This window comes from Helicobacter labacensis, assembly GCF_003660285.1.
GTDB lineage: Bacteria > Campylobacterota > Campylobacteria > Campylobacterales > Helicobacteraceae > Helicobacter > Helicobacter labacensis.
The window spans coordinates 1-13,771 of record NZ_QXQQ01000037.1 but is presented as its reverse complement, the minus strand read 5'-3'; the positions used below and the strand labels follow the sequence as shown (position 1 = coordinate 13,771).

Below are 13,771 nucleotides of genomic sequence, written 5' to 3'. Positions count from 1 at the left end.
ACACAGCGACTGGGGTGAAGTCGTAACAAGGTAACCGTAGGTGAACCTGCGGTTGGATCACCTCCTTTCTTAGAGAATTGCCCTTAGCATTTGCTTGCTTGGGCTAAAGCGTTGCGCTGTGGACTCTCTTGCTTGGGGGTTAAGATTAAACCAAGCTCCAAGGGCTTGCTAAATTTTTGTAGATGGGCTTATAGCTCAGGTGGTTAGAGTGCACCCCTGATAAGGGTGAGGTCAGAGGTTCGAGTCCTCTTAAGCCCACCATCTCACTTTTACTTCTCTTTGTTTGGGGGATTAGCTCAGTTGGAAGAGCGCCTGCTTTGCACGCAGGAGGTCAGCGGTTCGAGCCCGCTATCCTCCACCACTTACTTTAAAATTACGCTTCTAAGGTGCTTGTTGGGAAGATCACACTAAAGACATTGTAATCCCCTTGTGTGCTGATCTCTAAGCTAAAATGGTATTGCGCGCAGATATTACTCACCAAATCTAAGCCAATGCCATAGCCCTTTTGGGAGTGTGTGCCACGCGCATAGCGCTCACTAAGATGCTCCACACTTTGAGGGCTCAAGAGTTGCCCGGTATTGCTCACACTCAGATTGCCCTGCAAGCGCACATGCACCACACCCTTAGGGGGGGTGTATTTGAGAGCGTTCATCAATAAATTACTCACCAAAGTTACCATATCTTCCTCTAGGGCTTTGAGGATTTTGGGAGCTAGGTCGTGAGTGAGTTGGATTTGGTAGAAGTCAGCCATATCGCTAAAAGCGCTAATTTGTTGGCTCACTAAAGCTTGCAAGTCTAGCAAGCTGGGCGTATCGGGGCGCAAATCCTGCATGAAAAGATAGGCTAACTGGTGGTGCAGGTGGAAAATACGCCGTGCGCTCACTAACACACCTAAGGCTTGGGGGGTATGGCGCACAAGAGTCTTAGCGCTCATCAACAACGCAGCAATAGGGGTGTTGAGCTCATGGGCGATGTCTTTGCTAAAGCGATCCAGACGCGCCACTTCATCGCTAATGGGCTTTAAAAATAGCCGCGCTAACCCATAGGCTATCAAGCCCACGCACACGCATGCCCCTAATAGCACAACTAAAATACAATGATAGAGCGGGGCGAAAAGATGGGGAGGTTTGGGGCGTTGTAAAATCAGAGTAACCACACCCAGATGCCCGAAAGTCTTATTGTCCACTAAATAAAACCCATCCTCTTTTTCTAAAAACAGCGGGAGATTCTTCACCTTGCCAAAGAACACAAGAGCACTACCCCCCAAAAACCCGTGTTTATACAGGACTTTGTTGCGTGCGTCCAACAACACGAAGGCTAATGCATTGTGCTTGAGAGAAAGGCGTTCAAAGGGGTTTGGCATAGCTTCCATGTGTTCTAACACGATGTCTTGGGCTAGGTTGTTAGCCTGTAATTGCATGTGCTGTTGGATATTTTGTAAGAGCGCGTTTTTTTCATAGAGAAAAAACAAGAGCGCGATCGCACCCATCAATAAAAAAGAAGATCCTAGATAAAGCCCTAAAAAACGCCGTAGCGATTGCCGTTGGTATGCATTGAGTTTCATGGACAAAAACAATACCCTAATCCCTTGATATTTTGGATACTCTGCTTGCCTAAAAGTTTGCGCAAATGCTTGATATAAGTGCGCAAAGTAGAATCATCTAGTCCACTTTCATACGCCCACACATTGGCAATAATCTGTTCGGTGCTGAGGATTTGGTGGGGATGCTGTAAGAAAAACTCTAATAATTGCCGTTCCTTTGGGGTAAGAAAAAAGCGTTCAGCTCCCACGCATAAGATACCATCTTCATAGCGTGCATGCGCATTGATAGCAATTTGTTGTGCCACTAGCAGGCGTTCGATTCGCACCTGCAACTCTTCTAAATCAAAGGGTTTTTTGAGATAATCACTCGCCCCAATGCTGAAAGCTTTTTTTAAAGAAACAATGTCGCTTAGCACACTAATCACCACTACCGGGGTTTGGATTTTTAGCTCGCGCACCACTTGCAGGGCTTCAAAATTCGCGCTTGCGGGCAATTGCACATCTAGCACCAAGAGATCAAAGCGTTGTTTAGCCAATATCTCTAACGCGCTTGGGGTGTCATAAGCACCCACCACCCTATAACCGGCTTGCTCTAAAAAATCCTTAATGAGTCGGTGTAAGAGCATGTCGTCTTCGAGCAAGAAAAGTTGCCTAGTCATGGCGTGGTTGGAAGATATAGACAAAGAGGATCAAGCCCATGATGAGGATACCTCCATAGCCCAAGAGCGGATAAATCATGCCCACCAAATCTTTAAAACCCAGTAAGCTAGCAAAAAAGCCCCCAATCGCAACTGCGAAAATCACCCACAAACCAACACGGCGTTTGAGGACTTTAGATAAGCGTGCCACAGAACCATAAAAGCAAGTTAGGGCAGTGGAATAAAGCCCCATAAAAAGCACCACCACATAGAACACCCCAAACCCAGCGTGGACTTGGTTAGCCAAGATCACCATGGGCAACTTCGTGCTACCCACTTGGCTAATATGGCTTTCTAGCACAGCATATAAGAAGAAACAGCCCCCTCCTAGCAATAACGCACCCAACAACACACCTAAAAGCATCATCTTTTGGGGTGTGTTTTGGCTCATGGGGACTAAAATTGCCATGGCTAGTTGGAAGTTAAAGGACACATACAAAATCCCGCTAGACCACCAATTGTATAATAGGGCACTGTGGTTGATAGGCACACTGGTTTGCTGAGGTGTCTCTGGGTGCAAGAGGGCATAGCACCCCACTAGGATAATCCCAGCAAACATGATGGGAGTTAACCATGTCATCACTTTAACAATCATGTTTAGCCCAAGTGCCGTGTTGGCAATGAGCAAGAGACAAACCACCAAAGCCCCCACAAACAAGGGCACATGGAATTTTTGCTCAAAGGTCGTGCCCGCCCCGGCTAACATCACTACCAAAGTGCCGAATAAGGAAAGCGTGATCATTGCATCGCAAAAAAGGCGCACGCTTGGATTGTTGGAGGGGTTGATGGCTAATAGATAATCTTGAGTCTTGAAGCGATAAGCCAATGCTACAGGCAGATACCCAAAGAGAAAGAAAAATAAAGAGGCTAAAGCGATCGCACAAATCCCCCACTCTCTAAAGTAAGAGAAGTATTGCAAAATCTCTTGCCCTGAGGCATAACCTGCGCCTATAATCGTGGCTACATAGGTGCAAGCCACGCCCACCACAGACACTCCTTGTTTTAACATGTCAATCTCCCATGAGCGTTTTTACTAAGAAAAACCCTCCTAACATTAAAATCCCCCATAAAAGCAGCGCCAAGCCAAAGGCTTTCCCCCCCAAACGCAAAAACTTTTTCATCTCCACTTGTAAGCCCAAAGCCGTCATCGCGCACACTAAGCACACCACAGAGGCGTAGCGCAACATCTGCACACTCTCTTGCAACGCACGCGCGCCCACAAACGCCCCAAATATGGCTTGTAAATGGGAGTGCAAAACCACCACACCTAAAAACCCAAAGGCAAAATAAGGGATATGCAAACGCGCTTTATGTGGGCTGTGGTTGTGGCTAGAGGTGTATTTGAGATAAAAAGACACGCCCAAGAGTAGGGGAATGAGCATGATTACGCGCACCATTTTGATAGTTACGGCGGCTTTTTGGGCATCTAAGGAAATCCCGCTAGCCGCCCCAGCCACATTAGCCACTTCATGCAAGGTAGCCCCGATATAAACTCCCTCATTAAGGGGACTCAAAGGGGTAATGCCCATATGGTAGAGTAGGGGGTAAATAAACATGGCTAACAAGCCAAAGACGATCACCGTCCCCACAGCCACCACGCCCTTATAGGGAGCAGATTTAAGCACACTCTCTAAAGCTAAGATAGCTGCTGCCCCACATACAGCACTCCCGCATGCCACAAGCATCGCTAAATCTAACTCCAAGCCCATTTTACGCCCCAAATACACCCCCACCAAAAAGACCACTACCACCACGATCAAGGCGATTAACAAGGGTGTATAGCCATAGTGCAAAATATCATGGGTAGTTACATTAAAGCCATACAAGATAATCCCTAAGCGCAGGAGTTTTTTAGCGCTAAAGTGCACGCCTGCATGGGTAGCATGAGCGATTCTAGGGTAAATAAAGGAGAGTGCAAGTCCTAGCAAAACCCCCACTAAGAGGGGGGAGATATGGTAGCGCGCCAAAAGGGGAAAATGCGCTCCATAGAGAGCCAGAACGCTAAGCCCCCCCACTAACACAAGCCCTAAAAACATGCAAACCCCAGAACTTTAAGTTGGCACAAAGCCGCCTATTAGGATAGCATAAAAATTTTACACTTTCAGCCCCGCGTTTTTGATCACAAAATACGCGCTAGGGATGATAAAGAGCGTGAGCACCACGCTAGTGATCATCCCCCCTAGCATGGGCGCAGCGATGGCGTGCATGATCTCTGAGCCTACGCCATGCGAATACATGATAGGGATGAGAGAGACCAAGATACTAAAAAAGGTCATCAATTTAGGGCGCACTCTTTGCACCGCCCCGTGCATGATCGCCTCTTTGAGTTTGGCGCGGGTGTGATCGCCCTGCTTTAAGAAGTGTTGGTAAGCATCCTCTAAATAGATAATCATCACAATCGCCGTTTCAGAGGCAACGCCTAAAAGGGCTAAAAAGCCCACTAAAGCGGCAATACTCAAGTTAAGCCCTAGCAACTCCATAAAGACCAACCCTCCTAAAAAGGCAAAGGGCAGAGTGAGAAAACAAAGTAAAGAATTAGTGGTATTTTTGAGCGCAAAGACAATGAGAATAAAGATCACAAAAATACTCAAGGGCACGATGTAGCGCAGGGTTGCAAAGGCTTCATCTAAATACTGACTCTCCCCGGAGAACTCATAATAATACCCGCTAGGGAGCTTGAAATTCTCTAGGGCTTTGAGCGCGGCTTGGCGGTAACTCTCTGAACTCACCCCATTTTTTGGCACAATGTAAATAAAATGCACCCCTAGCCCCTTTTCACTCTTGAGCACCGCCGGGGCGTTTTCATAGTAGATATTAGCAAAGGTGCGCAGAGGCACAAAGCTATAAGGGGTTTTGATATAGAGATTTTCTAAACTCTCAATATTGTTACGCTCTACATCCTTAAGGCGCACAGAGATAGGATAACTCTCCACCCCATCTAAAAGGGTGCTAATGGCAGAGCCCCCCATCCCAAAATTGACCATATCTAACACGCTTTGCTTAGTGATATTGTATTGGGCTAGTTTCTCCGGGCGTAAATCCACATTGAGATAGTAGCCATTATTAGACTTTTCAGCAAAGACAGAGAGGGACTCGGGGAGATTTTTAAGCTGTTGTTCCATGCTAATGGCTAAGTTTTGCAAGAGTGCGGGGTCTTTGCCATAAAGCTTAATGCCTAGGGGGGTGCGAATCCCGGTTAAAAGCATGTCAATGCGCCCGCGGATGGGGTAGGTCCAAGAATTGACCAAACCCTTGACTTGTAGGGCGTGTTCTAGCTTGTCTCTAAGCTGTTTATAGGTGATTTGTTCCTTCCACTCTGATTTGGGTTTGAGTTCAATATAGGTTTCTAGCATGGAGAGTGCGGCCGGATCGGTGCTCGTGTTTGCCCGCCCGGCTTTGCCAAAGACTTGTTTGACCTCATCTACACTTTTAAGAATACGATTTGTGCGCTCTAGGTATTGTTTAGCCGTGTCAATGCCTACCGCATTGGTGGTTACGGGCATATACATCACCACGCCCTCATTAATGGCTGGGATAAACTCCCAATTGAGCTTTTTATAGGCAAAATAAAGCCCGCCCAAGCCTAGCACGCTTAAAGCTAAAAAGAAAAATCTAAAGCGCAACACAAAGGAGAGGCTAGCCCCATAAATGGCGATAAAGAACGCGTTGATGGGGTTTTTGGACTCGGGGCGAATCTTACCTTTGATAAAAAAGATCATCAAGATAGGCACAATGCTAATAGAAAGCAATGCCCCAATGAGCATCGCAAAGGTTTTAGTATAAGCTAGAGGAGAAAATAGCCTCTCTTCTTGCCCGGTGAGATTAAAGATGGGCAAGAAGGAGACCACAATGATCATCAGGGCAAAAAAGATCGCCGGCCCAACTTGTTGCACGCCCTTAATGATCGCGCTTTGGCGCGCTTGCTCATCTTGCATGTTTGTATGTTGCAAATACTTATGCGCATTTTCTACCATCACAATGGCAGCATCCACCATCGCCCCAATGGCAATGGCTATCCCGCCCAAGCTCATAATGCTCGCCTCAATGTTGAAAAAGTGCATCAGCAAAAAACTCAAGCACACACATAGGGGTAAAGTGATGATCACCACTAGCGCGCTTCTAAAGTGCAATAAGAATAACGCGATGATGACTAAGACGATGACACTCTCTTCTATGAGGGTGTGGATGAGATTAGCCACCCCCTTTTCAATGAGCTCGCTACGATCATAGACGGGCACAATCTGCACATCTGGGTTACTCTCTTGCAAGGTGGCGATCTTCTCTTTAATGCGCTTTAAAATGCTGTAAGTGTCGGCATGGTAGCGCACCATCACCACCCCGCCCACCACTTCGTCCGTGCCATTGAGATTTGCCACTGAGCGGCGCGGCTTTGGAGTTAAGTTGAGCGTGGCAATGTCTTTAAGCTTAATAGGGGTGAGATTAGGGGTTTTGAGCACAATCTCCCCCAAATCTTTTAAGCTCTTGGTATAGCCTTGCGCGTGGATGATCTTCTCAAAGCCATTTTCTAAGATCACCCCCCCACCCATGTCTGCATTGGATTTTTTAATGGCTTGCACCACATCGGCTACGCTCAAATCGTATTGCACCAATGCGTCATTATTTAGCGTTACTTCGTAGTTTTTCTCAAAACCCCCGATACTGGCAACCTCACTCACTCCATCTACCCCTAAGAGTGCGTAGCGAAAATAGAAATCCTGCAAGGTCTTCAACTCGGCTAAATTCTTACTCTTGCTTTTAAGCGCGTATTGGTAAGCCCAGCCAATAGAGGTGGCATCGCTGCCCATCTCTACCTTGACCTCAGAGGGCAGGCGCACACGCGCCATCTGTTCGGACACCCGATCGCGTGCAAAGTATAAATCCACCTTGTCTTTAAAGATGATGTAGATTAGTCCCGTTTCATAGCTAGAAATCCCGCGCACGGTTTCAATGTCAGCAATCCCCATAAAATTAGACACTAAAGGATAAACCGCCTGTTCTTGCACCACTTGGGGGCTTTGGTTGGGGTAACTCACCTGCACGACCACCTGCGTGGGAGAGAGATCGGGTAGAGCGTCTAGGCGGGTTTCTTTAATTGCCCAAAGGGAAAGCAAAAAGAGCAAGCCCACCACCAAGATCACAATGAGCTTATTTTTTAAACTCCAAGAAATGATCGCATTGATCATCACTCATCCCCATTATTGATCGCATCGGCGTCCAAGATAAAGAGCGCGTTTTTAGCCACCTCGTCATTTTCTTGCAAACCCTTTAGGATTTCATAACTCCCATCGCTATTGCGCCTAGCCTTGATCTCTGTGATCTCAAACTCATTGTCCTCTTTTTTGAAAACAAAGGCTTTATCGTTTTTGACCAACACTGCCTCTTTGGGCAAGACTAAGCCTTTTTGGGCTTTTTGGAATAAAGTTACCTTAGCAAACATGTTAGGAAAAAATAGATTTTGCGGATTAGCCAGCACAAAGCGCACTTGCAACATTTTGGTTTGGGGATTGATGAGGGGGTTGATATTATCTAGCTGTAGGCTAAAATCTCCCTTGATGCCCTCTATACGCGCGCGTGCGCTGTCCATATGGCGCACAAAGTCTAAATCTTCTTGATTGACTTGGGCGATCACATAGAGCGCGCTCAAATCTACAATTTCATAGAGGGTTGCGCCACTCTTGACAAAGCCGCCCTCTTGGATATTCTTAGCAAAGATCACTCCGTTAAATTGCGAGCGCATTACAATGCGGTTGTGGATTTTTTTATCCTTGATGATATTAGCGATCTCCCCCTCTCCCACCCCCAGTAAGCGTAATTTTTCTTTGATCTCCTCTACTTGTCTATTAAAGTGCAATGCCGAAAGCAATTCGCTTTGCACCCCTATGAGTGCGGGGGCATACACACTAAAGAGTTTCTGTCCTACTTTAATAGGCTTGTAGGTTTGATTGGCATAAAGCTTTTCAATATAGCCATCAAAGCGCAGAGTATAGGTGAAACTTTTTTGTTCGTCTGGTTGCAAGCTGGCATAATACTGCCTAAAGGGGGCGATTTCTTTAAGGGTAACCTTAATGGTGTCCTGTGCCCCCCACAGCGCGCCTAGCAACGCCATATATAGCCCAATAATTCTCATCAAAGCCCCTTGAGATTTTCTAACGCCAAATAGGTCGTATTGAGCTCGCTAAGGGTGTCGATCTTAGAGAGCTTGATATTAATTGCATCGTTAAAGGCATTGTAATAGCTATTGTAATCCCCGTTAGCAGAGATCAAATTTTTTTCATAGATATGCACAATGCGCCCGCTTGCCTTTAAAATGGTCTCTATGCTGGAGAGATTTTTTTGGAGTTGCGCCATTTTCTTAAACAACTTCTTAGCGCGGTGGCGCACTTGGTTAATGGTGTTGTCAATGTTGTTTAACGCCATTAAGTGCTCTTGTTTGCGCTGTTGGAGAGTGTTACTCTGTTTGCCATAAATAGGCAGGGGGATAGCTACCCCGATGGTGAACATGTCAAAAATGCGCTGTCTGAAGAGATAGTTCGCTGTAACATTGATGTCTTCTAAAAAACTCTTTTTAGCTAGAGTGATGTTTTTGCGCGCCTGAGCGTCTTGCAAGCGGGCGATTTTGATGTCGTAATTGCTTGCCATGATGTTTTGGAGTTCTTGCGTGTTGTCTAGTGTCATGCTCTGGGGTGCTAAAGAGAGTAGATCACTTTGGTTAAAGGTCAATTCGCTAATGTTGATCTTATTATCTTCTAGCGCGTCTTGTAAATCGTTTTGTTTGATCTCTAGTTGGGATTTAAGCACTTCAATTTTGGCAATGGCGATCAAATCCGGGTTGCTCGCATTTTGGGCGTTGTAGAGCAGATTCTCTAGGTTATTTAACGCATCTTTGAGCAGGGCAAGCTTTTGGGTATTTTTATAGACTTGGATCGCATTGGTGAGCACGCCAATAGCGATCTCTTGTTTGAGCTTTTGGAGCTCTAAAAGTTTCTTTTGGCGTTCTAAATCCACCACTTGGGCTTGGGTGCGCCTCTTAGCATTCACATCAAATTTTTGGCTAATCCCTACGCTGATGCTTTGCATGAAACTAGAATCTAAAATAAAGAAATTGAACACATCGGCGTTGTTATAGCCCACATACAAAATCGGGTTATCCCAACGCGCCACCGCTTTAGCTTGGGCTTGCAAACTCTCAATTTGGGCTTGCAAGCTAGCGATTTTAGCGTTCTTGTGCAAAAATTTGTTGTAAATACTAGGCAAGTCTAGGCGTTTGCTTGGCAGGGGCGCACTCACGCTCACAGACTCCAAGCTAGCCTCTTGATGCCACGCCTTTAAGCCTCCCAGCATCAAAAGCACCCCCCAGAACAAAGCCTTCAATCTCATAGATCGATACTGCCCTTGCCTTTGTAGAGTTTGCCCTCTTTAGTTTTAATGTCTACTCTAATTTGCCAAGTGCCCCCCATCGGTAGATTGACTTTCACATCATAAACCCCGTCCTTTTCTTTCACTTGGGCACTCTCATGCATGGCAGGCATACCGGGCATTTCAGGCATGCTAAATTTCACCTTCACATGCGCGCCTTTGAGGGGCTTACCCTTGAGGGTAGGACTCAAAGTAAAGTGGTTATTCCCACTCACGGGCTTTTGATCGGATTTTAAAAGGGTTTCTACCTCTTTAGCCTTGATCTTTAAGTCCCACGCCTGTAAGCTCCCCAAACTCAAGGCGCACGCTAGTGCCAACACATGCCATTTTTTCATCTAAACTCCTTACAAAATAAGATGCCGTTATAGTAGTGTATTTCTGTGGATCATTTGTGGAAATTAAAGGTTGCCGTGTTAGAATTTTTCATCTTATAACTAAAGGAAAAGTATGTCTTATCGCGTTGAACATGACACTATGGGGGAGGTCAAGGTAGAGGATAGCAAGTATTGGGGCGCACAAACCCAAAGGAGCTTTGAAAACTTTAAAATTGGCACAGAAAAAATGCCCCCCGCGCTCATTAGAGCCTTTGCTAAACTCAAACGCTCTGTAGCGGTGGTGAATGCGCAATTAGGTAAGTTAGATGCGCAAAAATCCCAAGCCATCGTGCAAGCCTGCGATGAGGTGATCGCCGGGCAACTAGCCGACATGTTCCCTTTAGCCATTTGGCAGACCGGGAGTGGGACACAGAGCAATATGAATGTCAATGAGGTGATTGCCAACCGCGCTACTGAAATTTTGGGGGGGGATTTTAGAAAAGAGAAGCTCATCCACCCTAACGACCATGTCAACATGTCCCAAAGCTCTAATGACACCTTCCCCACTGCCATGCACATTGTGAGCGTGCTCGAATTGCATAAAACCCTTTTGCCCGCCCTAGATAAACTACACGCCACCTTGCAAGCCAAGAGCACAGAGTTTAAAGATATTATTAAAATCGGGCGCACTCATCTGCAAGATGCCACACCCCTAACCCTAGGGCAGGAGTTTAGCGGGTATGTGAGCATGCTCGAGCATTCTAAAGCCCAAATTCTGCAAAGTTTGGAGGGTTTAAGCGAGCTAGCTATTGGAGGCACAGCGGTGGGCACGGGTTTAAATGCGCACCCTCAATTATCTGAAAAAGTCGCTGAGGAACTAACTCGCCTTACAGGGCACACTTTCAAAAGCGCGCCTAATAAATTCCACGCGCTCACCAGCCATGACGCTCTCACCTTTGCGCATGGTGCGCTCAAAGCTCTAGCGGCTAATTTGATGAAGATCGCCAATGATGTGAGATGGCTAGCCAGTGGTCCGCGCTGTGGTTTGGGTGAGCTCAATATCCCAGAAAATGAGCCCGGGAGCTCCATAATGCCGGGCAAAGTCAATCCCACCCAGTGCGAGGCGTTAACGATGGTCGCTGTGCAGGTAATGGGCAATGATGCAGCGATCGGTTTTGCCGCCTCTCAAGGTAATTTTGAGCTCAATGTCTTTAAACCCGTGATCACCTATAACTTCTTGCAAAGTTTGGAACTGCTTGCTGATGGCATGGAGAGCTTTAATGCCCATTGCGCGGTGGGAATCACGCCCAACAAAGAAAAGATCGATCACTATCTGCACCACTCTTTAATGCTAGTAACCGCACTCAACCCCCATATTGGCTATGAAAACGCCGCCAAAGTCGCTAAAAACGCCCATAAAAAACACATCAGTCTAAAAGAGTCTGCACAAGAATTAGGGCTAGTGAGCGCGCAGGATTTTGACAATTTTGTCAATCCAGCGAACATGATCGCGCCTAAGGCGTGAGCCCTTAAGCAAGCTTAAAATGCATGCCAAAAACACCCAAAAGGGTGGGCTATAAAAACGCCCCCCTTTTTCACCCACGATCAAATCTGCTTATACAACGCCAACGCCTTAGACCCAAGCATCCTAGAAAAAGACAGCCTAGATTGTCTCATCACCTCCCCACCCTACAATGTGGGCATGGACTACAACGCCCATGCGGATAACCAAAGCTACCAAGAGTATTTAGACTTTAGCGCGCTTTGGCTTGAGAACGCCTACCAATGGGCTAAGAGAAGCGGGCGGCTCTGCTTAAATATCCCCTTAGATAAGAATAAAGGCGGGCAACAAAGCGTGGGCGCAGATCTCATTAACCTCGCTAAAAAGATTGGGTGGTCTTATCATAGTAGCATTGTGTGGAATGAGGGCAATATCTCTAGGCGCACGGCGTGGGGGAGCTGGCTTAGCGCAAGCGCGCCCTATGTGATCGCTCCGGTGGAGCTCATTGTCATCTTGTATAAACAGGTGTGGAAAAAGCAAAATAAGGGGGCAAGCGACATCACTAAGGAGGAGTTTATGAGCTGGACTAATGGCTTATGGCAGTTTAATGGGGAGTCTAAAAAGCGCATCGGACACCCGGCACCCTTTCCTAGAGAATTGCCCCGCCGCTGTATCAAACTCTTTTCTTTTGTAGGCGATGTGATCTGCGATCCTTTCAGCGGGAGCGGGACGACTATGTTAGAAGCGTATGCCAACCGGCGCGCCTTTATAGGTATTGAGCTAGACAAGAAATATTGCGATCTAGCCAAAGCGCGGTTTTTAAAGGTTTTGGAGGCGCAAAATGGGCATTAGTCAGCAAGATTTAATCATGGAGTTTTTTAAAAATAACCCCCATAGAGACACCGCGCATCCGGAGGTGGTCGATTGGGTGGTGCAAACATACAAAGAGCGCACGGGCAAAGTTTTTAGAGACCCAGATAGAGGCATTCGCTCCTTACACCAAAAAGGGCAATTGATCAAGGTTGCTAAGGGAGTTTATCGTTACGATCCGCATTTTGTGTTACGCCAAGATTTAGAGGATTTTAGTCCCGTGCTCAAAAAGCAAATTTTAAAAAGAGATGGGCATGCTTGTGTCATCTGTGGAGCGGGGCAAAAAGAAGGAGCAAAAGTTGCGTGTCGATCATATCAAGCCCAAAGATTTGGGCGGTAAGGCGTGCTTAGAAAATGGGCAAACTCTGTGCGCACGGCACAATTTCTTAAAAAAGAACTTTAACTAAACCGAAACGGGTAAGAAAATGTTTATGCGTTTGCTAGAAAGCGCAAGAGAGGAGGGTGATGAAAAACTCATCGCATTTTTAGAAGAAGTGCTAGAGGTCTATGAAAAACATGGGATCAACGGGCATGTGGTGTGGAAAAAGCACTAAAGAGATTTATGCATTGCAAAGCGCGCTAAACAAGATGTATAAGGGCATCTTTCTAGGCGTGCACTGGCGCACTCTGTGCCATTGTTGCAACACTGATAAGCCAAAGAACTTTTAAGCTGGGCGTATTTTAGGTTTTTTAATGTGTGCCAAGTGATTTAATCTTTTTGGGCTTAGGGTGAGCGTTTTTCTTTTATGGCGCGTGTTCTTGTCTTGCCTTTGTCTTGCGCGCGGGGGTGATTTTAGATTAAAAAGGGGGTTGAGTTATGCCTCAAAAGCCCCTAAAAAACCCCTAGCCATAGGCTTTAAAAGCTTTAACCCTTTTATTGGGGTAGAAAAGAGTGCTGAGTATGCGCGCATCGCTAGAGAGAATGTCAAGCGCGCTCTAGCGCATCCGCCTTTTAAAGGATTGATTGATGCAAACTGAATTAAGTGTTAGAATCCGTCCGCAACTAGACGCTTTTAGAGCTAGTATGCAAGCCGCACGCCGGGCGTTGTCTTTGCAAACTAGCAATGGCGTGATAGAGGGGGTGCGCGCCTCTATGGATCAACTTAGCACACGCCCAAAAGTTGGGCAGTTAAGAAAGATTTAGACCCGCTTTATCCTCTCTTAAGGCTTTTAGAAAGGGTGAGCATCTACCCTTAAACCCCGATAATCTTAGCACAACTCTCCAACCCCCACCCTTAAGCCTTAACCCTTTTTTTGCTTTTGCAAATGCACTACAATAAGGGATTAGATGATTAGACTTGTGATCTGTGTGTTTTTCTTACTAGGGTGCGCGCCTAGAGTGGTGTATAAAGATGTGTTCGTGCCCACACCTTGCAATGTGCAAAAGCCTAGCAGACCGCATAAGGACTTAGGGGTGTTAGAGTATGTG

General features: G+C 46.4%; 15 protein-coding genes, 2 tRNA genes and 1 rRNA gene. 10 read left to right on the top strand and 8 right to left on the bottom strand.

Annotated features, from left to right (window positions below; translation table 11 throughout):
* The 3 genes from EAO33_RS08475 to EAO33_RS08465 all read left to right on the top strand — a co-directional run.
* Positions 1-68, top strand: a 16S ribosomal RNA gene (locus tag EAO33_RS08475); the annotation flags it as partial.
* Between the two features lie 116 nt (positions 69-184).
* A tRNA-Ile gene (locus EAO33_RS08470) sits at positions 185-261 on the top strand.
* A gap of 24 nt (positions 262-285) precedes the next feature.
* Positions 286-361: transfer RNA gene (locus EAO33_RS08465), tRNA-Ala, on the top strand.
* A gap of 12 nt (positions 362-373) precedes the next feature.
* Here the strand turns inward: EAO33_RS08465 and EAO33_RS08460 are convergent.
* From EAO33_RS08460 to EAO33_RS08425, 8 genes are read right to left on the bottom strand one after another with little or no spacing between them, the layout of a single operon-like run.
* Complete coding sequence (locus EAO33_RS08460) at positions 374-1,564, bottom strand: sensor histidine kinase (protein WP_120946320.1); 1,191 nt, start codon at positions 1,562-1,564, stop codon at positions 374-376.
* The gene (gene crdR, locus EAO33_RS08455) at positions 1,561-2,184 is read right to left on the bottom strand and encodes a copper response regulator transcription factor CrdR (protein ID WP_328590023.1); all 624 of its coding nucleotides are present in this window, start codon (positions 2,182-2,184) and stop codon (positions 1,561-1,563) included. The genes EAO33_RS08460 and crdR overlap by 4 nt, the downstream gene beginning before the upstream one ends.
* Before the next feature lie 10 nt (positions 2,185-2,194).
* Positions 2,195-3,250 (bottom strand): YkvI family membrane protein, encoded by a 1,056-nt coding sequence (locus tag EAO33_RS08450; RefSeq protein WP_120946316.1) that lies wholly within the window; start codon positions 3,248-3,250, stop codon positions 2,195-2,197.
* 1 nt (position 3,251) lies between these two features.
* Positions 3,252-4,277 (bottom strand): YeiH family protein, encoded by a 1,026-nt coding sequence (locus EAO33_RS08445; RefSeq protein ID WP_120946314.1) that lies wholly within the window; start codon positions 4,275-4,277, stop codon positions 3,252-3,254.
* A 57-nt stretch (positions 4,278-4,334) separates the two neighbouring features.
* Entirely contained in the window at positions 4,335-7,424 is a 3,090-nt protein-coding gene (locus tag EAO33_RS08440; protein WP_120946312.1) for an efflux RND transporter permease subunit, read from the bottom strand.
* Complete coding sequence (locus EAO33_RS08435; RefSeq protein WP_120946311.1) at positions 7,424-8,368, bottom strand: efflux RND transporter periplasmic adaptor subunit; 945 nt, start codon at positions 8,366-8,368, stop codon at positions 7,424-7,426. The genes EAO33_RS08440 and EAO33_RS08435 overlap by 1 nt, the downstream gene beginning before the upstream one ends.
* Entirely contained in the window at positions 8,368-9,618 is a 1,251-nt protein-coding gene (gene crdB, locus EAO33_RS08430; RefSeq protein ID WP_235853156.1) for a copper resistance outer membrane protein CrdB, read from the bottom strand. The genes EAO33_RS08435 and crdB overlap by 1 nt, the downstream gene beginning before the upstream one ends.
* Positions 9,615-9,992: a FixH family protein gene (locus EAO33_RS08425; RefSeq protein WP_120946309.1), complete on the bottom strand. Its 378-nt coding sequence runs from the start codon at positions 9,990-9,992 to the stop codon at positions 9,615-9,617. Before EAO33_RS08425 ends, crdB begins: the two co-directional genes overlap by 4 nt.
* Positions 9,993-10,104: 112 nt before the next feature.
* On the opposite strand from EAO33_RS08425, the gene fumC reads away from it, so the two are divergent.
* The 7 genes from fumC to EAO33_RS09170 all read left to right on the top strand — a co-directional run bounded on the left by fumC (position 10,105) and on the right by EAO33_RS09170 (position 13,486).
* Positions 10,105-11,496 carry a class II fumarate hydratase gene (gene fumC, locus EAO33_RS08420; RefSeq protein WP_120946307.1) on the top strand — a complete coding sequence of 464 codons (1,392 nt, stop codon included), beginning with the start codon at positions 10,105-10,107 and terminating at the stop codon, positions 11,494-11,496.
* 51 nt (positions 11,497-11,547) lie between these two features.
* Positions 11,548-12,324: a DNA-methyltransferase gene (locus tag EAO33_RS08415; protein WP_120946306.1), complete on the top strand. Its 777-nt coding sequence runs from the start codon at positions 11,548-11,550 to the stop codon at positions 12,322-12,324.
* Positions 12,314-12,682: a hypothetical protein gene (locus EAO33_RS09625; protein WP_235853155.1), complete on the top strand. Its 369-nt coding sequence runs from the start codon at positions 12,314-12,316 to the stop codon at positions 12,680-12,682. The genes EAO33_RS08415 and EAO33_RS09625 overlap by 11 nt, the downstream gene beginning before the upstream one ends.
* On the top strand, positions 12,642-12,749 hold the full coding sequence (locus tag EAO33_RS09620; RefSeq protein WP_235853154.1) for an HNH endonuclease: 108 nt from the start codon (positions 12,642-12,644) through the stop codon (positions 12,747-12,749). Before EAO33_RS09625 ends, EAO33_RS09620 begins: the two co-directional genes overlap by 41 nt.
* Positions 12,750-12,773: 24 nt before the next feature.
* A complete protein-coding gene (locus EAO33_RS09780) occupies positions 12,774-12,896 on the top strand; it encodes a hypothetical protein (RefSeq protein WP_268877480.1) in 123 nt (40 codons plus the stop codon).
* A 256-nt stretch (positions 12,897-13,152) separates the two neighbouring features.
* Positions 13,153-13,320 carry a hypothetical protein gene (locus EAO33_RS08405; protein ID WP_162982269.1) on the top strand — a complete coding sequence of 56 codons (168 nt, stop codon included), beginning with the start codon at positions 13,153-13,155 and terminating at the stop codon, positions 13,318-13,320.
* The gene (locus EAO33_RS09170) at positions 13,310-13,486 is read left to right on the top strand and encodes a hypothetical protein (protein ID WP_162982268.1); all 177 of its coding nucleotides are present in this window, start codon (positions 13,310-13,312) and stop codon (positions 13,484-13,486) included. Before EAO33_RS08405 ends, EAO33_RS09170 begins: the two co-directional genes overlap by 11 nt.
* Positions 13,487-13,771: the final 285 nt, after the last annotated feature.

Excerpts from the sequence above, each read along its gene's own strand:
- EAO33_RS08460 (WP_120946320.1), bottom strand. The coding sequence starts at position 1,564 with ATGAAACTCAATGCATACCAACGGCAATCGCTACGGCGTTTTTTAGGG.
- EAO33_RS08450 (WP_120946316.1), bottom strand. The coding sequence starts at position 3,250 with ATGTTAAAACAAGGAGTGTCTGTGGTGGGCGTGGCTTGCACCTATGTA.
- EAO33_RS08445 (WP_120946314.1), bottom strand. The coding sequence starts at position 4,277 with ATGTTTTTAGGGCTTGTGTTAGTGGGGGGGCTTAGCGTTCTGGCTCTC.
- EAO33_RS08440 (WP_120946312.1), bottom strand. The coding sequence starts at position 7,424 with ATGATCAATGCGATCATTTCTTGGAGTTTAAAAAATAAGCTCATTGTG.
- EAO33_RS08435 (WP_120946311.1), bottom strand. The coding sequence starts at position 8,368 with ATGAGAATTATTGGGCTATATATGGCGTTGCTAGGCGCGCTGTGGGGG.
- crdB (WP_235853156.1), bottom strand. The coding sequence starts at position 9,618 with ATGAGATTGAAGGCTTTGTTCTGGGGGGTGCTTTTGATGCTGGGAGGC.
- EAO33_RS08425 (WP_120946309.1), bottom strand. The coding sequence starts at position 9,992 with ATGAAAAAATGGCATGTGTTGGCACTAGCGTGCGCCTTGAGTTTGGGG.
- fumC (WP_120946307.1), top strand. The coding sequence starts at position 10,105 with ATGTCTTATCGCGTTGAACATGACACTATGGGGGAGGTCAAGGTAGAG.
- EAO33_RS09625 (WP_235853155.1), top strand. The coding sequence starts at position 12,314 with ATGGGCATTAGTCAGCAAGATTTAATCATGGAGTTTTTTAAAAATAAC.
- EAO33_RS09780 (WP_268877480.1), top strand. The coding sequence starts at position 12,774 with ATGCGTTTGCTAGAAAGCGCAAGAGAGGAGGGTGATGAAAAACTCATC.
- EAO33_RS09170 (WP_162982268.1), top strand. The coding sequence starts at position 13,310 with ATGCAAACTGAATTAAGTGTTAGAATCCGTCCGCAACTAGACGCTTTT.